Origin of the sequence: Sphingomonas sanguinis (genome assembly GCF_019297835.1) — a bacterium.
Classification (GTDB): Bacteria; Pseudomonadota; Alphaproteobacteria; order Sphingomonadales; family Sphingomonadaceae; genus Sphingomonas; species Sphingomonas sanguinis_D.
This window is the reverse complement of record NZ_CP079203.1, coordinates 464,521-490,393: the sequence shown is the minus strand read 5'-3', so window position 1 is coordinate 490,393 and position 25,873 is coordinate 464,521. Positions and strand designations below refer to the sequence as shown.

Genomic DNA, 25,873 nt, shown 5'->3' with positions numbered 1-25,873 from the left:
GCCCATGACCCATAATGCTCGGCGGCTGATGGCCGTTCTGCCGCTCCTCGCTCTGGTCGGGTTGAGTGCGTGCGGAGGCGGGCGAGATCTGCGGCAGGCCCCTGCGGCCCCGTCCAGCACGCCCGCCGTGACGATCCCGGCGCCCCAGCCCGATCAGCCGATGGTGCCGACGCGGACGATCCTGGACAATGCCACCGCGACGCCCTCGCTCTCCTCGCTCGTCGCCGCGATCCGGGCAGCGGGTCTGGCGACGACGCTGGCAGGCCCCGGCCCCTATACGCTGTTCGCACCGTCGAACGAGGCGTTCGCCCGGCTGGCGCCCGGCGTGCAGGACCAGTTGCTCCAGCCCGCCAACCGCGACTCGCTGGTCAAGCTGATCCGCTTCCATATGGTGCCAGGCATCGTCGGGATCGCCGATCTTCAGGAAAAGATCGCCGCGGGCGGCGGCACCGCGAAGCTGCTGACGGTGCAGGGCGAATGGCTAACCGTCAGCATGACCCAATCGGTCATCACGCTCACCGACAGCAGCGGCAACAAGAGCTATATCGAAGCGGGCGACATGCCACAGGCGAACGGCGTCATTCACATCGTCAACGGTGTCTTGGTACCAAAACTGGATTAAGTGCGTTACTCCCCGCAGGACGGCCGTTTCGCCTCAGGAACGGTTGGCCTGCCCTTCACCATGCGGTGCGACGCGACTTCGCTCCGCCGCCAGAAGAACGGGAGTATTCTTTTCATGTTGAAGACCTTTGCCATCCTTCTGTCCGCCACCGCCCTGACGGGCGCGGGCGCCGCCGTTGCCCAGACCGCGCCGACTGCGCCTGCGCCGACGGCGCCCACCCAGGCTGCACCAGCCCAGACGGCCCCTGCCGCGCCGACGACCGCAACGCCGGCCGCGACCGGCACGATCGTTCAGGTCCTCGCCGCAACCCCGGATCGCAGCACGCTGGCCAAGCTCGTCACGGCGGCCGGCCTGACCGCCGACCTGTCCGGCCCCGGCCCCTTCACTGTCTTCGCCCCCAGCAACGAAGCGTTCAGCCGTATGCCGCCGGGCGCGCTCGACACGCTCAGCAAGCCGGAAGCCAAGGCGACGCTGGCGACGATCCTGAAATACCATGTCGTACCGGGCAAGCTGACCGCCGAGCAACTCAAGGCTCAGATCACGGCGGGTAACGGCACCGCTACGCTGACCACGCTGGCAGGGCAGCCGCTGACCGCGCAGCTCGGCCCGAACGGCAACATCATGCTGACCGACGTGAACGGCCAGAAAGCCTATGTCGACAAGGCCGATGTCGATGCCACAAACGGCGTCGTGCACCTGACCAATGGCATCAACGTGCCGAAGATCGGCTAAACCGCAAATTGGTCGAAACAGGGAAAGGCGGGGCTTCGGCCTCGCCTTTTTCTATGCGGTCCAGCGTTCGGCGGCGGCCGTGTCGCTCTTGCGCGCCTCGACCCAGCGGGCGTCATCCCCCCGCGTCTCACGCTTCCAGAAGGGCGCATCGGTCTTCAGACGATCGATAAGATAGGCGCAAGCGTCCAGCGCATCCCGACGATGGGGGGCCGCGGCCAGCACCAGCACGATCCGCTCGCCCGGCCGCATCGGGCCGACCCGGTGGATGATCGTCGCGGCCTGCAGCGACCAGCGCTCGACGGCTTCGCGCGCGATCCGGTCCAACGCAGCCTCGGTCGCGCCCGGATAATGTTCGAGTTCAAGGGTATCCACGCCGTCATCGGCACGGACCAGCCCACAAAAGCTAGCCACCGCGCCGACATCCTGCCCCTCGATCCTTGCCATTTCGTCGGCAAGGTCGATGGGGGCGACCGAAACGAGAATCCGGATCATCCGCCCGTCACCGGCGGGAAGATCGCAACCTCACGGGCGTTGCCGATGGGCGTATCGAGGGGGACGAAATTCTGGTCCACCGCCGCCCGCAGCCGCTCGGGCGCCGCCATCGCCTCCGCATAGCCGCCGCCACGCGTCGCCAACCACGCCACCAGATCGGCAACCGTCGCCACATGGTCGGGCAACGTCACCGTTTCTTCGGCCTGCCCGATGCGCTCGCGCACCCAGGCGAAATACAGGATCGTCAACGTCATCAGCTATCCATGTGCTTGAGGCCGACGCGCAGATAGTCCCATCCGGTCACGAGGGTCAGCACCGCCGCCGCCCAGAGCGCCGCCAGCGCCGCCTCGTGCAGCCACGGCCAACCGGGCAGCGCGCCGCCCAGGATCAGGCCGCCCAACGCGATGAGTTGCAGCGTCGTCTTCCACTTGGCCAGCCGCGATACGGGCACCGACACCTGCAACTGCGCCAGAAACTCACGAAGCCCCGACACCGCGATCTCGCGCAGCAGGATGACGAGGCCCGCGACCACGCTCAGCCCGCTCAGCACCTGCACCGCGACCAGCACCAGGATGACCGAGGCGACCATGATCTTGTCGGCGATGGGATCGAGGAAGACGCCCAGCTTCGACACCGCCCCCTGCGCGCGGGCGAGATAACCGTCGAAATAGTCGGTAATGCCCATCAGGCAGTAGAGCGCGAAAGCGATGCCATAGCCCAGCGCCCATTCGGGTTGCCACAACAGCCCCGCCAGCAACGGCACGGCCAGGATTCGCGAGAGCGTTAACAGGTTGGGCAGCGTCAGCATGTCGCCTTCTAACCGCTCGTTCGCCCATGACAAACCGCTTTAAGCGGTTGGCGATACGGGTACGCATAGCTATGTTGGTGTCATCCTGTTGCCACGATCGGGCCATTTTTCGTTATGCTCAATGCCCTCGGGCTTCTCAAACAGCGACGCTTTCTGCCGCTGTTTGCCACCCAGTTTCTCGGCGCTTTCAACGACAATCTGTTCAAGACGTCGATGGTGCTGTTCGCGACCTATGCGATTTTCACCGACCCCCATTCCGAATTCTATTTCAACTGCGCCGCGACCGGCGCCGCCATCCTGCCCTTCGTCTTCCTGTCGGCTTTGTCCGGCCAATTGGCGGACAGCCATGACAAGGCGCGGATCATCCGCATCGTCAAAACGGTCGAGATCGGCATCATGCTGGTGGGCGCGGGCGGCCTGCTGATCGCCAAGGCGGGATATACCACGGCCGGGCTGGCGCTGATGCTCGGCACGGTGCTGGCACTGGGCGTACATTCGACCTTTTTCGGGCCGATCAAATACGCCATCCTTCCGCAGCATCTGGAACCTGAAGACATTCTGGGCGGCACCGGCCTGGTCGAGGCGGGGACCTATCTGGCGATCCTGCTCGGCACGGTCGCGGCGGGCTGGATTCCCATCGAGGCGGCAGCGATCGGCGTGCTGGTGGTCGCCGGGATCGGCTGGTTCCTGGGGCGGCAGGTCCCCCCCGCCCCGCGCGAGGGACCGCCGCTGAAGCTCAACTACAATCCGTTCACCGCGTCGTGGCGACTGATCTCGGCGACGCTGCACATCCGCCGCCTGTTCCTGGCGATCATCGCGATCAGCTTCTTCTGGACGATCGGCGCGGTCCTCATCATCATCTTCCCGCCGCTGGTGAAGAATGTCCTGACGGCGGACAAGGAAGTGGCCAGCCTGGCGATCGCGATCTTCTCGATCGGCGTCGCGATCGGGTCGGTGGTCATCAACACGATGTTGAAGGGCGAGATTTCGGCGCGCTATTCGCCGATGTCGGTGATCGCGATGGGCGCGTTCGTCGTGCTGTTCTCGTTCCTGTGCCGCAACTGGACCCCGGCGGCGGGCGGCGGCCTGTATAGCTGGCAGGCCTTCCTGGCCGAGCCGCGCGCGATCGGTATCCTCGCCACGCTGCTGGCGATCGCCACGACCGGGGGCATGTTCGTGGTACCGCTCTATGCCTTCCTGACCACGACGGTCGAAAAGGACCAGACCGCGCGGACCGTGGCGGCGAACAACATCGTCAACTGTTTCGCGATGACGATCGGATCGGTGCTGGCCTTTGCGATCAGCGCAGCTGGCGTGTCGTCCTCCGACATGCTGTTCGTCGTGGCGGGCATGTGCCTGGTCTCGGCCTGGCTGGCGTTACTCCTGCACCGCGCCTGCGGCGACGTTTCCGTCGAGCCTGCCTGAAACGGGCCAGCTCAGAACAGGAACGTGTAGATGCAGATGAAGAAGGCCGTGAAGCTCAGTACGAACAGCCGGATATCCTGATCGTCATCCTGCCGTCGGCGTCGTTGCGAAACGGCTGGCGGCAGCGTGCGCCGAAAGGGGTGGCGGGCAGCTTCGTTGGTCAGGACTAGGCGGCGTTTCATAGCCCCCTGTTAACGTCTCGTTTACCGTTTCGGCAGCGGCCCGATATCGGGCCGTCTGTCCCCGCTGCCCCGTTAAGAGACAGCGGGGACAATGGCTCAATGCTCGTGTGCGCCCGAGGCGCCGATGCCCGTCTCCGAACGGATGCGCTGCGCCGGATAGCCTGCCTTGTCGACCGCCGCACGGCCGGTCCGGTCAGTGATCGACACCAGCCAGATGGTCAGAAACGCCAGCGGCATCGAGAAGATGGTCGGCGAGCCATAGGGGAAGATCGGCGCGGCATGGCCCAACACCGCCACCCAGATGGCGGGCGACAGGATGGTCAGCACCAGGGCGGTCAGCAGCCCGACCAGGCCACCCGCGACCACGCCCCGTGTCGTGCAGCCCGACCAAAGCAGCGACAGGAACAGCACCGGAAAATTGGCCGACGCCGCCAGCGCGAAGGCTAGGCTGACCATGAAGGCGACATTCTGCTTCTCGAACAAGATACCCAGCAGGATTGCGACAACGGCCAGCACCAGCACCGTGATCCGCGACACGCGAAGCTCCGAGGCGGAGTCCGCCTTCCCCTTCTTGATGACGGTCGCATAGAGGTCATGACTGACCGCCGAGGCCCCCGACAGGGTCAGGCCCGCGACGACCGCAAGGATGGTCGCGAACGCCACCGCGGAGATGAAGCCCAGGAACAGATTACCCCCGACCGCCTGCGCCAGATGGATCGCCGCCATGTTGCTGCCCCCGCGCAGCGCGCCCTCCGCATCGAGGAAGCTGGGATCGGTAGCGACCAAGACGATCGCGCCGAAGCCGATGACGAAGGTCAGGATGTAGAAATAACCGATCCAGCCCGTCGCCCACAGCACCGAGCTGCGCGCCGCCTTGGCATTGGGCACGGTGAAGAAGCGCATCAGGATATGCGGCAGGCCCGCCGTGCCGAACATCAGCGCGGCCCCGATCGAGATGGCGGAGATGGGGTCCTTGATGAACCCGCCCGGCCCCATGATCGCCCGCCCCTTAGTGACGGCTTCGTCCGGCCCCGCGCCTGCGAGAGCCGCCAGCGCCGTCTTCACCTCGACCGCGCGCGCGAACAGCGCTTCGGGGCTGAACCCGAACCGCGCCAGCACCGCGATCGCCATGAAGCTGGCCGCGCCGAGCAGCATCATGGCCTTGACGATCTGGACCCAGGTCGTAGCGGTCATGCCGCCGAACAGGACGTACATCGTCATCAGCACGCCGACGATGATCACCGCATAGCCATAGGGCAGGCCGAACAGCAGACGGATCAACTGCCCCGCCCCGACCATCTGCGCGATCAGATAGAACAGGACGACGAGCAGCGTCGAACAGGCCGCCACCATCCGCACCGGCGTCTGGGCGAAGCGGAACGACGCGACATCGGCGAAAGTGAACCGCCCCAGATTACGCAGCCGCTCGGCCATCAGGAACAACAGGATCGGCCAGCCGACGAGAAAGCCGATCGAATAGATCAGCCCGTCATAGCCATCGGCATAGATCTGCGCCGAAATGCCCAGGAAGGATGCGGCGGACATGAAGTCGCCCGCGATCGCCAGGCCGTTCTGGAAGCCGGTAATCCCGCCCCCGGCCGTATAGAAATCGGAGGCCGTCCGGGTTCGCCGCGCGGCCCAGCGGGTGATAGCCAGCGTCAGCGCGACAAAGGCCGCGAACATGCCGATCGCGGTCCAGTTCGTCGCCTGCTGGACGGCAGGACCGATGGCATGAGCCTCGGCCGCCGAGATCGGCAGGAACGCCAGCGATGCGGCGAACGCGATGCCCCCGCGCCTCATGCGCCATACTCCGCCCGGAGCGCGTCGATCACCGGATCGAAATCGCGATTGGCGCGCCAGACGTAAAGGCCGGTCAATAGGATCGCGAGCGCGATCACCCCCAGGCCGACCGGAATACCCCAGCTCGTCGCGCCTCCGCTGACCGACCGGGCCAGCAGCGCCTTGTCGAAGGCGATTGTCAGGACGAACCCGAAATAGACGATCAGCATGATGACCGTCAGGATGGTCGTAAAGCGCCCTCGCCTGCGAACGAGCGCGACGTAGCGCGGATCGCGGGCCAGACGGGCTGCGGCATCCTCCATGGCATTCTCCTAACCCCCGCACCGTAGATCGGTGTCGTGGCCGCCATGCTCCCCCGCCCCCGCCGTAACGTCAAGCGCGATTGGGGCGATAGGCGTTCAGGTCGATGCCGTGGCGCGCGACTTTGTCGTAAAAGGTCTTGCGCGGAATACCGAGAATGGCGAGCGCGGCGCGGACATCGCCTGCCACCTCCTCCAGCACCGCGCGGATCGTTGCGCCCTCAAACTGCTCCACCCGCTCGGGCAGGGGTAGCGGATCGCCCGCCTCGCGTGCGTCCCCGAACAGGCCCAGCGCGACGCGATTGGCATAGTTGCGCACCTCGCGGACATTGCCGGGCCAGTCGTGCGACAGCAGCCGCGCCTGGATGCCGCCGTCGATCATCGGCACCGGCCGTCCGAACCGCTCCGCCGCCTCGCGCAGGAAATGGGCGAAGAGCAACGGAACGTCGGCCCGCCGCTCGCGCAACGGCGGCACGCGCAGCCGCACCGCGTCCAGCCGGTAGAGCAAGTCGGCGCGGAAACGCCCCTCCTCCACCGCGCGGGCCAGATCGGACTTGGCGGCCGCGACGATACGCAGGTCGAGCAGTTGCGGGTCCTCCGCCCCGATCGCTCGGACCTCGCGTTCCTCGACCACGCGTAGCATCCGGCCCTGCAGCGCCGGGGCCATGCTGTCGACCTCGTCCAGGAACAGCGTCCCGCGATGCGCCGCCGCGATGCGCCCCGGCGTCCGGCCATGCGCCTGGCCGAACAGCTCGTCCTCGGCGATCGCCTCGGGCAGGGCGGCGCAGTCGACCGCGATGAAGGGCCGCGTGCGCCTGGCGCTCCAGCGGTGGAGCAGCAGTGCGACCAGTTCCTTACCGGTCCCCGTCTCTCCCTCGACCAGCACATCGACATCGGCGTGCGCCACCTGCCGCACCGTATCGCGCAGCCGCATCATCACCGGCGTCTCACCGATCAACGGATAGGCGCCCTGTGCCTCCTCCGCCGCCTGTCGCAGACGCCGATTGTCGAGGACCAGCCGCCGCATCTCCAGCGCGCGCTCGGCGCTGGAGATCAGGTGGTCGGCGGCAAAGGGCTTGGCGACGAAATCATAGACACCCTGTTTCAGCGCGGCGACCGCCATCGGCACGTCGCCATGGCCGGTCATCAGGATCACTGGAATTTCGGAATCGATGGCGGCGACCCGCCTCGACAATTCGATCCCGTCTATGCCGGGCATCCGTATGTCCGACACGACCATGCCGGGGAAATCGGCGGTGATCGTCGCGAGCGCCGCCAACGGGTCGCCATGCGCCTCGACATCAATCCCGGCCAGCTCGAACGATTGAGCCAGCGCCTGCCGCAGCACCGTGTCGTCGTCGACCAGAAGAACCCGCAACGTCTCGCTCATGCCCGGCGCATCCTTAAACGAAAGCCCGCGCCGCCCAGCGCAGAGGGGATGGTTTCCAGCATGCCGCCAAACTCCGTCATGATATCCCGCGCAATTCCCAGGCCCAGCCCCAGCCCATCGGGCTTGCCGGTCACGAAGGGGGTGAAAATCTCGGTCGCAATCGCCGGGTCCAGGCCGGGGCCGTTATCCTCGACGGTCAGTTCGACCCCGTTGCTATGCTCCACCACGGTCAACCGCACGCGTGGCGACGGGCTTTCCGCCACTGCGTCCAGCGCATTCTGGAGCAGATTGACCAGCACCTGCTCCAGCCGGACGCGCCCGGCGACGACCTGCGGCAGCGCCCCGCCCCTGGGGCGCTCCAGTGCGACCCCTGCGGTCCGGAACCGGTCGCCGATCAGCAGCATCGTACCGTCCAGCACCGCATCCAGCGACACCGGCCCCAGGCCGTGGGTGCCACGCCGGACGAAGCGGCGCATCTCCTGAACGATCGAGCCGATCCGCTCGGTCAGCTCGACGATGGTGGCCAGATTGCCCGCCGCCTTGTCCGGCTTGTCACGCGACAGGAAGGTGCGGGCATTGTCGGCCAGCGTGCGGATCGCCGCCACCGGCTGGTTGATTTCATGCGCCACGCCCGCCGTGATCGAGCCGAGCGACCCCAGCCGATTGGCCTGCGCCAGTTCCTCGCGCGCCGCGCGGAAACGCTGGTCGGCACGGATACGCTCGGAAATCTCGACCGTCAGCTGGTCGTTGGTCGCGCGCAATTCGGCGGTGCGCCGGGCGACCTCTTCCTCCAGCGCCTCGCGCGCCAATGCCGCGCGTTCGGCGCGCGTCCGCCGCCAGATCGCCAGCAGGGTCATCCCGATCAGCCCGATCGCGATCAGCGCCGTCACCGAGCGGACCCAGCCCTCCGCGTCCTTCAGCGCGGGTTTGGTGGGCAGGACGTGAACGAGCTGCCACCGGGGAAGCGGGGCCGGCGTCGTCCCGACGACATAGCGAAGCCCCTCCCGATCGATCGCATCGACGCCCGTGATTCGATAGGGACCGGGGCGAAGCACGATATTGCCGAATTGCTGGCTCTGGCGGATCGCCGCCTTGGCCGAAGGGGTCAGCGGGCGGGTCAGAGTGAACTCGGCGGCGGGATCGGTGGTGACCACGGCGACGCCATGGTCGTCGAGCAGCAGCGTCTGCCCCGCATCGGACGCCCAAGCCTGTACCATCCGCGCAAACTCGACCTTCACGACGACCACGCCGTCGGGCGCGCTAGCCGGGCCGATACGGCGTGCGAGGAACAGGCCGGGCTTGTGGCTGGTATTGCCCAGCGCGAAATATTCAGCCGTGCCCGTCTCCATCGCCTGGCGGAAATAGGGGCGAAAGCCGTAATCCCGCCCGACAAAGCTATCCGCCTTGCCAGCGTTGGAAGCGGAAACCGTGCGCCCCTGCCGATCGATGGCATAGATCACCGGCGCGCCGGTCCGCTCCGCCAGGCCCCGCAGCTTCTCGTTCAGCCGCTCGGCCGCTTCGACCGATCCGTTCCGCAAGGCGTCGCCGACATCGGGATATTCGACCAGCACGATGGGCAGAAGGCGAAAGCGCTGCAATTCGCTGTTGAGCAGCCTCTCTTCCTGACGGGCGATGCGATGGGCGTCGTCGCGAAGGCCGGTGACCGCCTGACGATGGGCGTAGACCCGCAACAGCGATCCGATCGCGATCGTCAACAGCACCACCGCGATCAGCGGCAGGGCATGGCGCCGGACGACCGCGCCACCGGGATTGGGCAGGGACTGCATATGTGCGAAATATCGCAACACACCCCCAAACGCCATGCGGATTTTCGCGCGGAATCAGCAGGAAAACTAGCTTTTGCCGTTTATTATCAATGCTTTAGATGCCTTTTAAAGAAATTTGTAATGCCCGGCAGCATTTCGCACACTGACTGCAATCGGAAGCGCGGCCAACCGCGTCCGGCCCACCTTTTGTAGAGGATGTCGAAAAGCCATGATCGCCCAAGATTATGCCGTAGCAGAGGCGCCCCGCCGGGCGCGGATCTGGTCCCACCTATATGTACAGGTTCTGTTCGCGATCGCGCTGGGCGCGATCATCGGTCATTTTTGGCCGAGCTTCGGCGAGTCGCTGAAGCCGATCGGCGATGCCTTCATCAAGCTGGTGAAAATGATCATCGCCCCCGTCATCTTCCTGACCGTCGTCACCGGCATCGCCGGTATGCGCGAACTGGGTTCGGTCGGCCGCGTCGCGGGCAAGGCGTTCTTCTACTTCATCACCGTGTCGACCTTCGCACTGGTCGTCGGCCTGATCGTCGCCAATGTCGTCCAGCCGGGCGCGGGCATGAACATCGATCCCGCCACGCTGAAGGTCGGTTCGATCGCCGAATATACCGCCAAGGCGCATGACACGACCGTCACCGGCTTCCTGTTGGGGATCATCCCCGACACGCTGGTCAGCGCCTTCACCCAGGGCAACATCCTGCAGGTGCTGATGGTCGCGATCCTGTTCGGCATCTCGATGGCGCTGGTCGGCGAGCCCGCCCGCCCGCTGCTCAACAGCCTGGAGCGGATCAGCGTCGTCGTCTTCCGCATGGTCGGCATCCTGATGCGTGCCGCGCCGATCGGTGCCTTCGGTGCCATCGCCTTCACCATCGGCAAGTACGGCGTCGGCAGCCTCGTCAATCTCGGCGCGCTGGTCGCAACCTTCTACCTTACCTCGATCCTGTTCGTCGTCGTCGTGCTGGGCACCATCGCCCGCGCCAACGGCTTCTCGGTCCTGAAGCTGATCCGCTACCTCAAGGCCGAGCTGCTGCTCGTCCTCGGCACCTCGTCGTCCGAAGCCGCGCTGCCCAGCCTTCTACAGAAGATGGAAAAGGCCGGTTGCGAGAAGTCGGTCGTCGGCCTAGTCGTCCCGACCGGCTACTCCTTCAACCTCGACGGCACCAACATCTACATGACGCTGGCCGCGCTGTTCATCGCCCAGGCCTGCGGCGTCGACCTGTCGCTCGGCCAGCAGCTGGCCCTGCTGCTCGTCGCGATGCTTTCGTCCAAGGGCGCGGCGGGCGTGACCGGCGCGGGTTTCATCACCCTCGCCGCCACCCTGTCGATCGTGCCGGACGTGCCGGTGGCCGGCATGGCGCTGATCCTCGGCGTCGACCGCTTCATGTCCGAATGCCGCAGCCTGACCAACTTCATCGGCAATGCGGTCGCCACCGTCGTGGTCGCCCGTTGGGAAGGCGCACTCGACAAGGACGCGTTGGACGCCGCGCTGAACGGCAAGCCGATCCTGCCCAACCCTGCCACCGTCCATCCCGCCATCGCCTGATCCGCATCCCGACACGACCCGGCCGTTCGCATCGGCCGGGTCATTTGTTTACCAGGACGCGATAAGGCAATCGACACGACGACAGATTGGTTTGATTGAGGGGGATATTTCATGAAGTTTCTTTGGCTTGCCGGCACCGCCATGGTGACGGCGATCGGGGTCGGCATGACCCCGGCAGCAGCACAGACCGTCACGCCCAAGGCCATGGCAGAACCCGCCAGCCCGGCCGCCACCGCCTATCCGACGAGCGCGGCGGGCGACGGCAATACGGTTGGCGGCTACAACCAGTCGCGCTGGGCCGAGGACTGGCGCAAATATTGCGACCCGGCCAAGCGTGACGATTTCATCGACGCGCTGAAATGCGTGAAGCTAACCGAGGACGGCAAGTCCTATGTCACCTTCTCGGGCGAGCTGCGCACCCGCGTCAACATCACCACCAATCCCAATCTGCGCGAAGTCCAGCAGCAGCGTCAGGACATCGCCCGCATCGTCGGCGGCGCGGACGTCCATCTGGGCGATCACTTCCGTGTCTTCGGCGAACTGGGCCGTGCGGAACTCCAGGGCATCAACCTAGGCACCCCCGGCGGCAACCTGCGCAACCAGCTGGCCGTTCAACAGCTTTTTGCCGAAGTGAAGGGCAAGGCGCTGGGCATGGACGTCGGCGTGCGCGCCGGTCGTCAGGAATTTTTCGACGGCCCGCAGCTGCTGACTGTCGGCCGCGACAACAACACGCTGTACTTCGTGCTGGACGGCGTTCGCGCCTATGCCCGTGGCAAGGACGCGCGGATCGACGTGTTCGACCTCAACTACGTCACCTATGGCTTCAAGGGCATCGGCGACGACAAGACCAACCCGGACGTCCGCTTCACGGGTGCGACCTTCGGCTTCCGCCTGTCGCCCAAGCTGTTCGGCGGCTCGAAGCTGTATCTAGACCCGTTCATCTGGCGCCTCCGCAACCGCCGGGCGGTCTGGGGTCCGACGACCGGACTGGAGGAACGCTATTTCCTCGGCCTGCACGCTTATGGCGATGCCGGACCGGTCAATATCGACTGGACCGTGAACAACCAGCGCGGCACGTTCAACAACCGTCCGATCGAGGCGTGGCAGGCCTTCATCGCGCAGACCTATCGCCTGGGTAAGAAGCCCGACGCACCGCGCGTCGGCGCGCATTTCGACTATGGCTCGGGCGGCGGCGCCTATCAGCGGACGGGTGAGCTGAACACGACCAACGGCCTATTCGGCAACAACATCTATTACAGCTATGGCCTGTTCCTGACGCCGACCAACCTGCTGTACGCCGCGCCGAACTTCACCTTCACGCCGATCAAGGGCGTGCGCTTGGCGACCGAATACGGCTTTGCCTGGCGGCCCGACGAGTTCGACGCCGTCTACCGCGCAAGCGGCGCTGCCCTCGCCGGAACGCAGAACGTGCGGGGCAAGAAGGTGGCCGAGGTCGCCCGTCTTCAGGCGACATGGACCATAACGCCGCGTCTTTCGTTTGTCGGGCGTTACGAACATTTCAAGGCCGACACCGTGTTGCAGCGGGCCAATCTGAAAAGCTCGGACTTCTGGGCAGGATGGTTGAGCTTCCGCTTCTAAAAAGCGGGCGGCCGATCAGGACCAGTCAAGGGGAGTATGACATGACCAGCACCACCGCCGATCCCGGGCGCGAGCGGCTGAAAGCCATTATCGGTGGCTCGACCGGCAATCTCGTCGAATGGTTTGACTGGTATGTCTACTCCGCCTTCACCCTTTATTTCGCGCCGCACTTCTTCCCGTCGGAGGATCGCACCGCCCAGTTGCTGAGCGCGGCGGCCGTGTTCGCGGTCGGCTTCATCATGCGGCCGATCGGCGCGTGGGTGATGGGGATCTATGCCGACAGCCGGGGGCGCAAGGCCGGGCTTAGCCTGTCGGTCACGTTGATGTGCGCAGGCTCGCTCATCATCGCGATCACGCCGGGTTACCAGACGATCGGCCTGGCCGCCCCGGCGCTGCTGGTGCTGGCCCGTCTGATGCAGGGCCTGTCGGTCGGTGGCGAGTATGGCGCGAGCGCGACCTATCTGTCCGAAATGGCGGGCAAGGACCGGCGCGGTTTCTTCTCGTCCTTCCAATATGTCACCCTGATCTCTGGCCAGTTGCTCGCCATCTGCGTGCTGCTGATCCTGCAATCGACCATGTCCGAGGCGGCGCTGGACGAATGGGGCTGGCGCATCCCGTTCGCGGTCGGTGCCGTCCTCGCCGTCGTCGTCTTCTATATCCGGCGCGGCCTGGCCGAGACCAAGAGCTTCAAGAATGCGCAAAAGGACGACGCGCCCAAGTCGGGCCTGATCCAGCTGTTCAGCAAGCATCCGAAGGAAACGCTGACGGTCATGCTGCTGACCGCCGGTGGCACGCTCGCCTTCTATGCCTATTCGATCTACATGCAGAAGTTCCTGGTCAACACCAGCGGCTTCAGCCGGGAGGTCGCCAGCCAGATCAACGCCGTTACCCTGTTCGTCTTCATGCTGCTCCAGCCGCTGGCGGGCGGGCTGTCCGACCGGATCGGGCGCAAGCCGCTGATGGTGGCGTTCGGCATTGCGGGCGTGCTGCTAACCTATCCGATCTTCTCGACGCTGGAGACGACGCGCGATCCCATCGTCGCGGGCGCGCTGGTCATGGGCGCGCTCATCATCGTCACCGGCTATACCTCGATCAACGCGGTGGTGAAGGCCGAGCTGTTCCCGGCGCATATCCGGGCGCTGGGCGTCGCCCTGCCCTATGCGCTCGCCAACACCATCTTCGGCGGCACGGCGGAATCGGTCGCCCTGCTGTTCAAGAAGGCCGGTTTCGAGCAGGGCTTCTACTGGTATGTCACCGCGATGATCGGCATCTCGCTGATCGTGTATCTGCGGATGCGCGACACGGGCAAGAACAGCCAGATCGTCGAGGACTGATCCTCAGCCGCCCCGCGTGGCCAGCACGCGCGACACGATCGGGCCGAGGCTGTCGGCCTTGGCCCGATCGACATGCGAGATATGCGTGATAAGCGCCTGATCCAGCACCGTGTCGATCGGCGACGCCGTCCGCTCGTCGGGCAGCATGGCCGCCAGTTCCGCGACCAGCGCCCGCGCGGTGGCGGCATTGGCGCCGAGTTGCGCCAGGACCGCATCGACCTCGACATGCGCCTCGTCTTCGCGCCAGCAGTCGTAATCGGTGACCATGCCGATCAGCGCATAGGGTAGCTCCGCCTCGCGGGCGAGCTTGGCCTCCGGCATGGCGGTCATGCCGATCACATCGGCACCCCATTGGCGATAGAGGTGGCTCTCCGCCCGGGTCGAGAATTGTGGCCCCTCCATCGCCAGATAGGTGCCGCCATGGACCATCCGCGCGCCAGCCCGCTCGCCCGCCTGTGCCGCCAAGGTCGACAGGCGCGGGCATACCGGATCGGCCATCGAGACATGGGCGACCAGCCCGGCGCCGAAGAAGCTTGTATCGCGATGAACGGTCCGGTCGATGAACTGGTCGACCGCAACGAAGTGGCCGGGCGGCAGTTCCTCGCGAAGCGACCCGATGGCGGAGATGGCCAGCACGTCGGTACAGCCCGCCAGCTTCAACGCATGGATATTGGCGCGAGCATTCACCTCGGTCGGCGACAGGCGGTGCCCCCGGCCATGGCGGGGCAGGAAGACGAAGCGCACCTCGCCTATCCGCCCGCGCACCAGCGTATCGGACGGCGCCCCCCAGGGGGTATCGAGCACCAGCGTCTCGACATCCTCCAGCGCATCGATCGCGTAGAGGCCGGAGCCGCCGATGATCCCGATCGTCCAGCCCGTCATATCACGCTCCTGTTTCATCATGCGCCGGTTAGGCGCTCCGTCTGACAAAGCAAAGGGGCGCACGGGGTGATGCCCCGTACGCCCCTCGCTCGACCGCGTCGGCCGGGGGTTCGGGGATTTAGCCGGACGCGGGAACCGTGGACGTAGCCCCTGTCTCGCGCAGGCCACCGCCCAGCGCGACATAGAGTGTGACGTCATTCTGAAGCGCCGCGCTACGCAGCGTCAGCAACTGCTGCTCGGCCGAGAACAAATTGCGCTCGGCATCCAGCACTTCGAGATAGATGGCAATGCCGTTGGTGTACCGAAGCCGCGCCGTCCGGGCGAGCCGCCGCTGCGCATCGACCGCGCGGGTCTGCGCCTCGATCTGCTCGGCATAGCGACGGCGGGCGACCAGCGCATCGGCGACCTCGCGGAACGCGCCCTGCACAGTGCGCTGATAGGCCGCGGTCAGCTCGTCCGCCTGCGCCCGGCTGAGCTTCAGCTGCGCGTTACGGCGCCCCCAGTCGAAGATCGGGAGAAGGGCCGCGCCCTGCACCTGATATTGCGCCGAATTGCCGTCGATCAGGCTGCTGAGCGCAGGCGAGACGAAGCCCGCCAGCCCGGTCAGCGAGATGCTGGGCAGGAACGCCGCGCGCGCCGCGCCGATATTGGCATTGGCGGCGAGCAGTTGCTGTTCGGCCTGAAGCACGTCAGGCCGGTTGACCAGCAATGCGGCGGGCAGGCCCGGCTCGATTGCGGCGAACTGGTTCTGGTCACCCAGCCGCCGTCCGGCGGGCAGAGGCGCGGTGATCGGGCCGCCGACGAGCACGGTCAACAAATTTTGCGACTGCGCCACGGTACGGCGAAGCTCGGCCAACTGCGTCTCCGCCTGGGTCAGCAGGGCTGCCGCCTGGTCGTAATCGACACTGGACGTCACGCCCGCATCCATCCGTCGCTTGGCGATGCCCAGCCCCTCACCGCGGCTGGTGACGGTCTGCTCTGCGAGTGCGATCTGTTCTTCGGCGGCGCGGATCTGGAGATAGGTCGCGGCGACCTGTCCGACGAGCGACAGGCGGAAGGCACGTTCGGCCTCGACGGTCGCCAGATATTGCCGCCGCTGCGCCTCGGCCAGGTTGCGGACCCGGCCCCAGAAATCCAGCTCGAAACTCGACACCCGCGCCCCCAGCGAGAACTGGTTATAGGTGATCGAGGTCGGGTTCTGTGCATCCCCCGCGCCCGGAATCGCGTTGCCGAAGCCCAGCGAGTTGAGCGGCACGCGGGTCCGCGATGCTCCCGCCGTGGCGTTTAGCGCGGGCAGGCGCTGGGCATCCTGAATGCGATATTGCGCCCGCGCCTGCGCCACCCGCGCGACTGCCTGGGCGAGGTCGCGATTATTGGCGAGGGCGGCGGCGATATAGGCCTTGAGCTGTTCGTCGGCGAAGAACTCGCGCCAGCCGATCTTGGCCGCCGTCCGCGTGCCGCTGACCGCCTCGGGATAGCTGGCGGAGACGGGGGCGATCGGCTGATGATATCTCGGCGCCAGGTTGCAGCCGGCCAGCGCGCTGGTCAGCGCCAGTGTGGCGGCCGCACGGGACAAAGCCTTACGCATGGGCCGGGCCCTCCTCTTCCCCGGTTCGTGCTTCACGCTCACGCGCTTCCTCCTCGGCATCCGCCGCCTCATGGTCATGCTCACGCGCCAGCCATTTCTTGGCCGCGATGTAGAAGACCGGCGTGAAGAAGATGCCGAACGCCGTCGCAGCGATCATGCCGCCCATGACGCCGGTGCCGACCGCCCGGCGGCTGGCCGCGCCCGCCCCCGTCGCGATGAACAGCGGCACCATTCCCAGGATGAAGGCAAGGCTGGTCATCAGAATGGGGCGCAGACGCTGGCGCGCCGCTTCCAGCGTCGCCTCGAAGGGTGAACGGCCGCCCTCTTCGTCCTCGATCGCGAATTCGACGATCAGGATCGCGTTCTTCGCCGCCAAACCGATGATCGTGATGAGGCCGACGTTGAAGTATACGTCCGCCGAGAAGCCCCGGAAGATGGTCATCAACACCGCACCCAGCACGCCGAACGGCACCACCAGCAACACCGCCAGCGGGATCGCCCAGCTTTCGTAGAGCGCGGCGAGCAGCAGGAAGACGACGATCAGCGACAGGCCCAGCAACAGGCCGATCTGCCCGCCCGCCTGCTGCTCTTCATAGGCGGTGCCGGTCCATTCGAAGCTCATCCCCGCGGGCATCACGTCGCGCGCGATCTTTTCCATTTCCTTCAACGCAGTGCCGGTCGACTGGCCGGGTGCAGCCATGCCCGAGACGGTCAGCGACGGATAGCCGTTATACCGCTCCAGCTGCTGAGGACCGTTCTGCCAGCGAACCTTCGTAAAGGCCGAGAAGGGTACCATATTGCCCTGAGTGTTGCGCACCCGCAGCGCCAGCACGTCCTCGGGCGACATGCGCTGCGGAGCATCGGCCTGAAGATAGACGCGCAACACATTGCCTTCGCGGACGAAATCGTTCGCGTAAGCCGAGCCGAAGGCGATCGACAGCGTCTGGTTCACGTCGGCAATCTGGAGGCCGAGCGCGCGCGCCTGAATGCGGTCGATATCGACATAGAGCTGCGGCGCCGGTCCCAGACCTTCGGGGCGAACGCCCATCAGCACCTTATTCTGCGACGCCTTGGCCAGGATCGCGCCCTGTGCCTGCTGCAACGCGGCGGCACCCAGACCGGACCGATCCTCGATCTTCATCGAGAAGCCCGTCGCATTGCCCAGCGCCTGGATCGGCGGCGGATCGAGCGCGAAGATGGTCGCCTCCGGGATCGACTGGACAAAGCCCATCGTCTTGCCGACGAGCGTGGTCGAGTTGTTTTCCTTACCGGGCCGATCGTGCCACGGCTTCAGGTTGACGAACGAGATACCCGCCGCCTGCCCCTGGCCGAAGAAGTTGAAGCCCGCGACCGACACGATGTCGGACACTTGCGGCTGGGCGTGGAGGAACTTCTCGACCTTGGTGATCGCCTCGCCCGTCCGCTCCAGCGTGGCGCCGGGGGCCGCGTCATAGGATACGAAGATATAGCCCTGATCCTCAGTCGGCAAAAAGCCACCGGGGATGCGGGTGAACATCAGGCCGGTGACGACGACGACCACGGCGAACACCGCCAGCCAGCGGACGGGGCGCGACATCATCCGCTTCACGCCGCCCGTGTACTTCTCCGTACCCCGGCCGAACCTGTCGTTGAACCAGTTGAAGAAGCGCTGCGGCAGGCCACGCACGCCCGGCTTGGGTTCGGGGCGGTCCTCCAGATGCGCATCCTCCTGCTTGAGCAGCGTCGCGCAGAGCGCCGGCGTCAGCGTCAGCGCGAGCACGGCCGAGAAGAAGATCGACACGGCCAGCGTCACCGAGAACTGACGGTAGATGCCGCCGGTCGAGCCGGGGAAGAACGCCATCGGGATGAAGACCGCGACCAGCACCAGCGTGATGCCGATGATCGCACCGGTGATCTGACCCATCGCCTTCACGGTCGCGCGGCGGGGGCTGAGCCCCTCCTCCGACATGATCCGCTCGACATTCTCGACGACGACGATCGCGTCGTCGACCAGGATGCCGATCGCCACCACCATGCCGAACAGCGACAGGGTGTTGATCGAGAAGCCGAAGGCCAGCAGGCCAATGCAAGCGCCGCCCAGCGCGATCGGTACGACGATCGCGGGGATCAGCGTGGCGCGCCAGTTTTGGAGGAACAGGAACATCACGAGGAAGACGAGGATCATCGCCTCGACCAGCGTATGGATCACGCTGTCGACCGAAGCGGTGATGAACGGCGTCGTGGTGAATGGCACGCTCCAGGTCACGTCGGCCGGGAAGCTCGCCTGAAGCTGCTTCATCTTGGCCGACACCGCATCCGCCGTTGCCAGCGCGTTCGCACCGCTCGCCAGCTGGACGGCCAGACCGACGGTTTCCTTGCCGTTCAGGGTCAGGCGGAAACCGTAATTGTCCTTGCCCAGTTCGACACGCGCCACGTCACCCAGACGCACCGCCGACCCGTCGGGGTTCGCGCGGATGATGATCTGGCGGAACTGCTCCGGGGTGGCGAAGCGGTTCTGGGTGATGATCTGCGCGGTAAACTCGGCGGTACGGTTCAGCGGCTGCGCGCCGATCGAACCACCCGCCGTCTGGCTGTTCTGTTCCTGCACGGCGGCCAGCGCTTCAGAGGCGGACAGGCTATAGCCCGCCAGCTTCTGCGGATCGAGCCAGATGCGCATCGCATAGGGCGAGCCGAACAGCTGGACGTCGCCCACGCCGTCGATACGGCGAAGCTCGTTGCGGATATTGTTCTCGGCGAAGTTGCCCATTGCGACGGGACTGGTCTGGCCCGACTTGGAGCTGAGCGTGATGACTTCGAGGAAGCCTGCCGAGCCTTCCGTCACCTGGATGCCCAGTGCACGGACTTCCTGCGGCAGGCGCGGTTCGGCGCGGCTCAGGCGGTCCTGGATCTGCGTGCGCGCCACGTCCAGATCGGTGCCGGGCTTGAAGGTGACGGTGATCTGCGCAGTGCCGTTGGACCGGCTGGTCGACGCCATATAGAGGAAATTGTCGACGCCGTTCAGTTCCTTCTCGATGACCGCGGTCACCGAACGGTCCATCACCTCGGCATCGGCACCATTATAGGTGACGGCCAGGTTCAGCGCGGGCGGCGCCACCGACGGGTAGTTCTCGATCGGCAGCAACCGGAGCGAAATCACCCCGAACAGGGCGATGAAGAGCGCGATCACCCAGGCAAAAACCGGGTGATAGACGAAAAAGCGGTTCATGATGCTCTACTCCGGCGATCAGCGACCTGCGGCGGGCTGCGCACCCGTCCGGCTCTGCGCCTGCGCCCCGCCGGGCTGGCCCGGCTGCTCGATGCGGACCTTCTGGCCCGGCTGAACCTTCTGCCAGCCCTCGGTGACGACCTTCTCGCCCGGTTTCAGGCCGGACAGGATCACCCAGTTACTGCCGACCTGCCCGCCCAGCGTCACGGGACGCGACTGGACCGTGCCCGCTTGGTCGACCACCATGACCGAGGCTGCCTGGTTGCTCAGCTGGACGGCGCGCTGCGGCACCGAAATGCCGTTGCGGATCGTGCCCGCATTGACATGTGCCCGGACGAACTGCCCGGGCAGCAAGGCGCGGGTCGGGTTGGGGAAGCGCGCCCGCAACTGTTGGCTGCCGGTCGTCGGATCGACGGTCTGCCCCGCGAAATCGAGTTGGCCAGTCGGGCCATATTCGGACCCGTCCTCCAGTGTCAGGCGCACGGTGATGTGCGACAGGTCGGGCAGCGCCAGCCCGCCCGAGCGCGCCTGCTGAATCAACTCGCTCAGCGCCGCGCTGGACTGGGTGAAGACGGCGTAGATCGGCGACATCTGGTCGACCTGGGTCAGCGGCGTCGCCTGGGTCGCGCTGACCAGCGCGCCCTCGGTCACCTGTGCGCGGCCTACCCGCCCGGCGATCGGCGCGCGGACGATGGTGTAGCTCAGCTGTAGCTGCGCGCGCGACAGGGCGGCGCGGGCATCGGCGACGCTGGCGTCCGCCTGACGGAGCGTGGATTGCGCGGCGTCGAACTCCTGCGCGCTGACGGCGCGTTCGGAAACCAGCGGCTGATACCGGCGCACGATCGACGCGGCGTTGACCCGCGCCGCCTCCGCCCGAGCCAGAGCGGCTTGGGCCTGCTGAACCTGCGCGCGATAATCGCGCTGGTCGATACGGAAGAGTGCCTGACCCTCGGCGACGTCGGTGCCTTCGCGGTACAGCCGCGCCTCGACGATACCATCGGTCCGCGCGCGCACTTCGGCGGTGCGCATGGCCTCGATCCGGCCTGGCAGCTCGATGATGTTGGGAACCGCGGCGGCCTGCACCGTGATCGCGGTGACGAGGGGCGGCGGCGGAGCGGCCTGCTCCTGCTGCGACGCTCCCTGGCCGCACGCCGCCAGTGCCAATGCCATCGCAAACGACGACCCCAGGACGGTAAATTTGGACACCCCGTGAAACTCCCTGAAGCACATGACGTTTAAGTCATTCGCATTCCCCTGTACCTCGCACCTGCCGAAAAGCAACGGCAAGGTGCAATTAAATTTGACCTATGCCGTGGGAGTACGCAAAGGGGGATCATGACAGTCACCAAACGGACCGCTGGACGCCCGACCCGGGAGCAGGCGCAGCATATCGACGATATCATCCTGTCCGGCGCGCGCGAGGCGTTTTGCAGCCGCGGAATCGAGGGCACCTCGATGGAGGAAATCGCCTTATCCGTGGGGGTTAGCAAGCATACCATCTATCGTCGCTATGCTGGCAAGATGGCGCTGCTCGACGCGGTGGTGACGCGCGACTTGGACCGGCTGAACCAGGCGATGCTGGACGACAGCAGCGGGTCCAATCCGCTGGAAAGGTTGAAGAACTCGGCACGCCGATTTTTCTTCTTTTGTGTTCAGCCGGATTCGGTTCGATTTCTCGCATTTTTAACGTCGGAGGCGATTTTCTCCGACGAATTGCGCCAGCGATTCGCGACCTGGGACCGGGTGATGGCCGATCCGATCATCGCGTGTATCCAAGCGTCGCAGGATGCGGGACTGTTGCGGCGTGACGATACGCCACTCGCGCTGTTCAGCCTGCTGGCCGATATGATCGACGGTCCCAGCCGCCGGATGCAGTTCAACCTGCCCGACCCGTTCAACGGCCTCAGCCCGGACGATTTCTTCGAGCATCGCTGGTCGGTGTTCCTGAAGGTCGCGACGGCGGGTTGACCCAGGCGGGACGATTCCAATCGGGAACGCGGAATGACAGCGGGCGTTGGCGGGCCATGTCCGACGACCTGCTGATCTTCCGCCCCGACGATGTCGATCTGTCCCGCTCCCCGCTGCGAAGCGGCATAAACGAGCCGACCTATGTGCTGGGGGCGTTCAATCCGGGGATGACCCGGCTGGCCAATGGCAACATCCTGCTGATGGTTCGCGTGGCTGAAGCCCTTAGCGAGCCGGTCGACGGTGCCCATGTCCGGGCGATCCGCTGGACGGCTGAGGGCTATGTCCTCGACCGCTATCCGCTGTCCGCAGTCGACATGACCGATCCGCGACAGTTCGCCATTCGCGGCAGCGCCCACCGCATTCTGGCACTGACGTCGCTATCCTGGTTGCTGCCCGTCGAGCTGTCGCCCGATGGCGCGGCGATCGTCGCGGTTCATTATGACAAGGCGATCGAACCGGCCGCGACCTGGCAGGATTATGGCGTCGAGGATGCCCGCATTAGCCAGATCGGCGACCGCTGGTACATGACGACCTGCTCGGTATCGGCCGAGCGGCATTCGACGACGCTCCACATTTCGGACAACGGCCTCGACTATCGACTGGCCGGCATCATCCTTGATCATCAGAACAAGGACATGCTGTTCTTCGAGGGGCTGATCGATGGCCGCTTCATGGCGCTGACCCGGCCGCTGGGGGAGGTCTATTTCGCCTATCCGGATGACAGCCCGTTTATCGGCGGTCCCTCGATCAACTTCGCGACCTCGCCCGATGCGCTGCACTGGAAGCCGCTGGAGGCACCGGGCATCCGCGCGCGCAAGGACTCCGTCTCGGCGATGAAGGTCGGTGGCGGAACCCCACCGATCCTGACCGAGCGTGGCTGGCTGACCCTCTATCACGGCGTCGAGCGTCGCGAGTCGGTGGGTATCTATCGAAGCTTCTGGGCGCTGTTCGACAAGGACGAGCCTACCCGCATCCTGCACCTCGCCGACGATCGCCCGATCTTGGAGGCTGCGCCCGATCTGACCGCCTCGATCGCGCATCAAATGTACCTGCCGACCCCTGTGGTCTTTTCGACCGGCATGATCGACATGGGCGACCATTATCTGGTCGCGAGCGGCGAGGCCGATCTCGCCTGTCGCATGACCCGCCTGTTCAAGGGCCTGTTCGCATGAGCGTCCGCCCGTGGTGGCATTCTGCCGTCCTGTACCAGATTTACCCCTGGTCGTTTCAGGACAGCGACGGGGACGGCATCGGCGATTTGCGCGGGATCGAGAGCCGCCTCGATTATCTGGTCGATATGGGAGTCGACGCGATCTGGCTTTCGCCGATATTTCCGTCACCTATGGCCGACTTCGGCTATGATGTGGCAGATTATTGCGGGGTGGATCGCCGGTTCGGTACGCTGGCCGACTTCGACTCGCTGCTGGCGTCAGCCCATGCGCGGGGGTTGAAGCTGTTGCTCGACTTCGTGCCCAATCACAGTTCGGACCAGCACCCTTGGTTCGTCGAGAGCCGGTCGAGCCGCGCCAATCCCAACCGCGACTGGTATATCTGGCGCGACGCCGCGCCCGATGGAGGCCCGCCCAACAACTGGATCAGCGACTTCGGCGGCCCGGCCTGGACCTGGGACGAGGCGACCGGCCAATATTATTATCACGCTTTCCTGAAGGAACAGCCCGACCTCAACTGGCGCAATCCGGAGGTGCGGGCGGCGATGCTCGAAGTGTTGCGCTTCTGGTTCGCGCGCGGCGTCGACGGATTTCGGATCGACGTCCTGTGGCACATCGTCAAACACGCGGGCTTTCCCGACAATCCGATCAACCCCGATTGGGACCCGGCGACCGGCGAGATGAACCGGGTGTTGCAGCTCCATTCGACCGACCAGCCCGAAGTGCACGACATCGCCGCCGACATGCGCGCCATCGCCGATGCTTTCGGGCGCGAAGGCGACGACCGGGTATTGATCGGCGAAATCTATCTGCCGGTCGAGCGTCTCATGCGCTATTATGGCCGGCAGGGCGAGGGCGTCCACCTGCCCTTCAACTTCCAGCTGATCGACGCCCCCTGGGACGCGCGACATCTGGCACAAATGATCGCGGAATATGAGGCTGCTCTTCCCCCCGGCGGCTGGCCGAACTGGGTGCTGGGCAATCACGACCGACCGCGCAGCGCGACCAAGCGCGGCCCGGCGCAGGCCAGGGTGGCGGCGATGCTGCTGCTGACGCTGCGGGGAACGCCGACGCTCTATTATGGCGACGAGCTGGGCATGGAGAATGGCGCCATTCCGCCCGACCGTGTCCGCGACGCCCGTGAGTTGCGCGAGCCGGGGTTGGGGCTGGGCCGCGATCCGGTCCGCACACCGATGGTCTGGGACGACAGCCCGCAGGGCGGTTTCACGACCGGCGAACCCTGGCTGCCGCTCGGGACCGGTTGGCAGGAGCGCAATGTCGCCAGCGAACTGGCCGACCCCGGCTCGATCCTGGCGCTGCATCGCGCCCTGCTGACGCTACGCCGGAACAGCCCGGCGCTCGCCACGGGATCGATCCGGCTGATCGAAGCGGAGGGCTCAGTGCTGGCCTATGAGCGGGAACAGGATGACGAGCGGTTCGTCATCGCCCTCAATCTCGAGAACAGCCCCGCCCCCGTCCATCTGACCGGCCGCCCGGTGCTCTCGACGCTCGGCGATCTGCCGACCGGCACCCCTGCCCTTTTGCGCCCCGATGAGGGGCTGATCCTGAAAGTCGATGCTCAGCCATGAAGATCGCGATGATTGCCCCGATCGCCTGGCGTACCCCGCCGCGCGCCTATGGTCCTTGGGAATTGGTGACGAGCCTGTTGACCGAGGCGCTCGTTGCGCGGGGTGTCGACGTCACCCTGTTCGCGACGCAGGACAGCATCACCGCCGCCAAGCTGGCCGGCCCGGTTCCCGCCCCCTATTCGGAAGACCCGAGCGTCGATGCCAAGGTCTGGGAGATGCGCCATCTGGCCGCCGTGTTCGAACGTGCGGATCTGTTCGACCTGATCCACAACCAAGCCGATTTTCCCGCCCATGCCTTTTCGGGGCTGGTCGACACCCCCATGGTCACGACGATCCATGGTTTCTCGTCCGAGCGCATCGTGCCGATGTACGAGCCATATCAGGACCGGGTGAATTACGTCGCGATCTCGGACTCCGACCGGCACCCTCGGCTCCGTTATGCCGACACCATCCATCATGGCATCCCGATCGACGAATTTCCTTTTGATCCAACGGGTAGTGACGACCTCCTCTTTTTCGGTCGCATCCATCCCGACAAGGGCGCGGCGGAAGCGGTCGCGGTGGCGGAAGCGACCGACCATCGCTTGGTCATGGCCGGAATCGTCCAGGATCAAGGTTATTGGGAGCGTGAAGTTCGCCCGCATGTCGATGACGAGCGCATCGTCTATCGGGGCCCCGTCGGTGGTGCGGATCGTACCGCGACGCTTGGGCAAGCCAAAGCGCTGCTCCACCTTATCAACTTCGACGAGCCGTTCGGCCTCTCGGTGGTCGAGGCCATGGCCTGCGGTACGCCCGTCATCGCCATCCGGCGCGGATCGATGCCCGAGCTGATCGAGGACGGCGTCAACGGCTTCCTCGTCGACAACGTCGAACAGGCGATCGACGCGGTCGGCCGGATCGGCGAGATTGACCGGGCCGCCTGCCGCAAGGTCGCGGCGGAACGCTTCTCGGTCGACCGCATGGCCGACCGCTATATGCAGCTTTACCGCTCTATCCTGGGCTGATCGCGCTGCGCCAACGCGACGGCGTCGATCCGGTGAAGCATGGTCACGAACGCCTCCAGTTCGTCCGGCGTGAACCCGGCAAATAGCTGCGCCTCCAGCTCTAGGGCTTTGGGCGCGACATCGGCGTAAAGTTCGCGCCCGGCATCGGTCAGGACCAGAAGGTGTGAGCGCCGATCGCCGTCATGCGCCGTCCGGCCGAGCAGCCCGCGCCCAACCATCGCGATGGCGGCACGCGAGACCGTGACCTTGTCCATCCGACTGCGCTCGCACACTGCCGACTGGGCGACCGCGCCTTCCTCGGCGACGATCGCGATCAGCCGCCATTCGGGGATCGTGAGGCCGAACAGCTGCTGATAGGCGCTGGCGATATGGTCGCTGACCAGGTTGGACGTGATCGACAGGCGATAGGGTAGGAAGCCGTCCAGCCGCAATTCGCGAGATCGTAACATTTGACACCA

At 65.7% G+C, this 25,873-nt stretch carries 23 protein-coding genes; 10 read left to right on the top strand and 13 right to left on the bottom strand.

The genetic code is table 11. The features are described 5' to 3' along the window. Positions 1-4 precede the first annotated feature (4 nt). Both KV697_RS02015 and KV697_RS02010 read left to right on the top strand, forming a co-directional pair. The gene (locus KV697_RS02015; RefSeq protein WP_257575544.1) at positions 5-622 is read left to right on the top strand and encodes a fasciclin domain-containing protein; all 618 of its coding nucleotides are present in this window, start codon (positions 5-7) and stop codon (positions 620-622) included. Between the two features lie 114 nt (positions 623-736). Continuing rightward, complete coding sequence (locus KV697_RS02010; protein ID WP_219019889.1) at positions 737-1,354, top strand: fasciclin domain-containing protein; 618 nt, start codon at positions 737-739, stop codon at positions 1,352-1,354. Positions 1,355-1,405: 51 nt separating this feature from the next. Here KV697_RS02010 and KV697_RS02005 read toward each other — a convergent pair whose 3' ends face one another. The 3 genes from KV697_RS02005 to pgsA are packed head-to-tail and all read right to left on the bottom strand — an operon-like array spanning position 1,406 to position 2,654. Next, on the bottom strand, positions 1,406-1,846 hold the full coding sequence (locus KV697_RS02005; RefSeq protein WP_219019888.1) for a molybdenum cofactor biosynthesis protein MoaE: 441 nt from the start codon (positions 1,844-1,846) through the stop codon (positions 1,406-1,408). Next, a complete protein-coding gene (gene moaD / locus KV697_RS02000) occupies positions 1,843-2,100 on the bottom strand; it encodes a molybdopterin converting factor subunit 1 (protein ID WP_219019887.1) in 258 nt (85 codons plus the stop codon). Before moaD ends, KV697_RS02005 begins: the two co-directional genes overlap by 4 nt. Continuing rightward, on the bottom strand, positions 2,100-2,654 hold the full coding sequence (gene pgsA / locus KV697_RS01995; RefSeq protein WP_219019886.1) for a CDP-diacylglycerol--glycerol-3-phosphate 3-phosphatidyltransferase: 555 nt from the start codon (positions 2,652-2,654) through the stop codon (positions 2,100-2,102). The genes moaD and pgsA overlap by 1 nt, the downstream gene beginning before the upstream one ends. A 114-nt stretch (positions 2,655-2,768) precedes the next feature. On the opposite strand from pgsA, the gene KV697_RS01990 reads away from it, so the two are divergent. After that, a complete protein-coding gene (locus KV697_RS01990; protein WP_219019885.1) occupies positions 2,769-4,079 on the top strand; it encodes an MFS transporter in 1,311 nt (436 codons plus the stop codon). An 11-nt stretch (positions 4,080-4,090) separates the two neighbouring features. Here KV697_RS01990 and KV697_RS01985 read toward each other — a convergent pair whose 3' ends face one another. From KV697_RS01985 to KV697_RS01965, 5 genes are all read right to left on the bottom strand, one after another. Beyond that, positions 4,091-4,261 carry a hypothetical protein gene (locus KV697_RS01985; RefSeq protein ID WP_219019884.1) on the bottom strand — a complete coding sequence of 57 codons (171 nt, stop codon included), beginning with the start codon at positions 4,259-4,261 and terminating at the stop codon, positions 4,091-4,093. A gap of 96 nt (positions 4,262-4,357) precedes the next feature. Then, positions 4,358-6,061 (bottom strand): cation acetate symporter, encoded by a 1,704-nt coding sequence (locus KV697_RS01980; protein ID WP_219019883.1) that lies wholly within the window; start codon positions 6,059-6,061, stop codon positions 4,358-4,360. Further along, positions 6,058-6,363: a DUF485 domain-containing protein gene (locus tag KV697_RS01975; protein WP_219019882.1), complete on the bottom strand. Its 306-nt coding sequence runs from the start codon at positions 6,361-6,363 to the stop codon at positions 6,058-6,060. The genes KV697_RS01980 and KV697_RS01975 overlap by 4 nt, the downstream gene beginning before the upstream one ends. A 70-nt stretch (positions 6,364-6,433) precedes the next feature. After that, positions 6,434-7,750, bottom strand: coding sequence for a sigma-54-dependent transcriptional regulator (locus tag KV697_RS01970; protein ID WP_219019881.1), 1,317 nt, complete (start codon positions 7,748-7,750; stop codon positions 6,434-6,436). Next, positions 7,747-9,537, bottom strand: a complete 1,791-nt coding sequence (locus KV697_RS01965; protein WP_219019880.1) for a sensor histidine kinase — start codon at positions 9,535-9,537, stop codon at positions 7,747-7,749. Before KV697_RS01965 ends, KV697_RS01970 begins: the two co-directional genes overlap by 4 nt. 208 nt (positions 9,538-9,745) lie before the next feature. Between KV697_RS01965 and KV697_RS01960 the strand changes: the two genes are divergently transcribed. The 3 genes from KV697_RS01960 (at position 9,746) to KV697_RS01950 (ending at position 14,010) form a co-directional block, all read left to right on the top strand. Continuing rightward, positions 9,746-11,077 carry a dicarboxylate/amino acid:cation symporter gene (locus KV697_RS01960; RefSeq protein WP_219019879.1) on the top strand — a complete coding sequence of 444 codons (1,332 nt, stop codon included), beginning with the start codon at positions 9,746-9,748 and terminating at the stop codon, positions 11,075-11,077. Between the two features lie 111 nt (positions 11,078-11,188). After that, positions 11,189-12,676, top strand: coding sequence for an alginate export family protein (locus KV697_RS01955; RefSeq protein ID WP_219019878.1), 1,488 nt, complete (start codon positions 11,189-11,191; stop codon positions 12,674-12,676). A 41-nt stretch (positions 12,677-12,717) separates the two neighbouring features. Further along, on the top strand, positions 12,718-14,010 hold the full coding sequence (locus KV697_RS01950) for an MFS transporter (RefSeq protein WP_219019877.1): 1,293 nt from the start codon (positions 12,718-12,720) through the stop codon (positions 14,008-14,010). 3 nt (positions 14,011-14,013) lie between these two features. Here KV697_RS01950 and mtnP read toward each other — a convergent pair whose 3' ends face one another. The 4 genes from mtnP to KV697_RS01930 all read right to left on the bottom strand — a co-directional run bounded on the left by mtnP (position 14,014) and on the right by KV697_RS01930 (position 20,855). Beyond that, entirely contained in the window at positions 14,014-14,892 is an 879-nt protein-coding gene (gene mtnP, locus KV697_RS01945) for an S-methyl-5'-thioadenosine phosphorylase (protein WP_219019876.1), read from the bottom strand. A 118-nt stretch (positions 14,893-15,010) separates the two neighbouring features. Continuing rightward, the gene (locus tag KV697_RS01940) at positions 15,011-16,480 is read right to left on the bottom strand and encodes an efflux transporter outer membrane subunit (protein ID WP_219019875.1); all 1,470 of its coding nucleotides are present in this window, start codon (positions 16,478-16,480) and stop codon (positions 15,011-15,013) included. Next, a complete protein-coding gene (locus KV697_RS01935) occupies positions 16,473-19,685 on the bottom strand; it encodes a multidrug efflux RND transporter permease subunit (protein ID WP_219019874.1) in 3,213 nt (1,070 codons plus the stop codon). The genes KV697_RS01940 and KV697_RS01935 overlap by 8 nt, the downstream gene beginning before the upstream one ends. Before the next feature lie 18 nt (positions 19,686-19,703). Beyond that, complete coding sequence (locus KV697_RS01930) at positions 19,704-20,855, bottom strand: efflux RND transporter periplasmic adaptor subunit (protein ID WP_257575541.1); 1,152 nt, start codon at positions 20,853-20,855, stop codon at positions 19,704-19,706. Positions 20,856-21,020: 165 nt separating this feature from the next. Between KV697_RS01930 and KV697_RS01925 the strand changes: the two genes are divergently transcribed. From KV697_RS01925 to KV697_RS01910, 4 genes are read left to right on the top strand one after another with little or no spacing between them, the layout of a single operon-like run. Beyond that, entirely contained in the window at positions 21,021-21,653 is a 633-nt protein-coding gene (locus tag KV697_RS01925; protein WP_219019872.1) for a TetR/AcrR family transcriptional regulator, read from the top strand. Positions 21,654-21,709: 56 nt separating this feature from the next. Next, the gene (locus KV697_RS01920) at positions 21,710-22,825 is read left to right on the top strand and encodes a glycoside hydrolase family 130 protein (protein ID WP_219019871.1); all 1,116 of its coding nucleotides are present in this window, start codon (positions 21,710-21,712) and stop codon (positions 22,823-22,825) included. Continuing rightward, positions 22,822-24,411, top strand: coding sequence for an alpha-amylase family glycosyl hydrolase (locus tag KV697_RS01915; protein ID WP_219019870.1), 1,590 nt, complete (start codon positions 22,822-22,824; stop codon positions 24,409-24,411). Before KV697_RS01920 ends, KV697_RS01915 begins: the two co-directional genes overlap by 4 nt. Continuing rightward, positions 24,408-25,415 carry a glycosyltransferase family 4 protein gene (locus tag KV697_RS01910; RefSeq protein WP_219019869.1) on the top strand — a complete coding sequence of 336 codons (1,008 nt, stop codon included), beginning with the start codon at positions 24,408-24,410 and terminating at the stop codon, positions 25,413-25,415. The genes KV697_RS01915 and KV697_RS01910 overlap by 4 nt, the downstream gene beginning before the upstream one ends. Here the strand turns inward: KV697_RS01910 and KV697_RS01905 are convergent. After that, entirely contained in the window at positions 25,394-25,864 is a 471-nt protein-coding gene (locus KV697_RS01905; RefSeq protein ID WP_219019868.1) for a MarR family winged helix-turn-helix transcriptional regulator, read from the bottom strand. The two genes, KV697_RS01910 and KV697_RS01905, sit on opposite strands and share 22 nt — an antisense overlap. Positions 25,865-25,873: the final 9 nt, after the last annotated feature.